Origin of the sequence: Tepidimonas sp. (assembly GCF_046292505.1) — a bacterium.
In the GTDB taxonomy this organism is placed as follows: domain Bacteria; phylum Pseudomonadota; class Gammaproteobacteria; order Burkholderiales; family Burkholderiaceae_C; genus Tepidimonas.
In genome coordinates, this window is the sequence record NZ_JBKBQX010000214.1 from 1 (window position 1) to 316 (window position 316).

Annotated in this window: 1 protein-coding gene; it reads left to right on the forward strand. The window is 67.1% G+C overall.

The window, feature by feature from the left end:
• A partial coding sequence (locus tag ACK4TH_RS12835; protein ID WP_409627000.1) for a proton-conducting transporter membrane subunit occupies nt 1-316 on the forward strand: 316 nt, incomplete at both ends.

Genomic DNA, 316 nt, shown 5'->3' on the forward strand with positions numbered 1-316 from the left:
CGCAAGGGCCGGGCGCTGGAACAGGTGGACGACCTGGCGGGCCTTGGCCGCACCGATCCGGCGATGGCCATGTGGATGGCCGTATTCATGTTCTCCATGGCGGGGATCCCGCCGCTCGCCGGATTCTTCGGCAAGCTCTACGTCTTCCTGGCGGCCGTGCAGGGCGGTTACTGGGTGCTGGCGGCGGTCGGCATCGGCACCTCCGTCGTCGCGACCTACTACTACCTGCGCATCGTCAAGGTGATGTATTTCGATGCAGGGGATGAGGCGCTGGATGCCCGCCCGGCCGGGCTGACAGTGGTGATGACGGCGACCG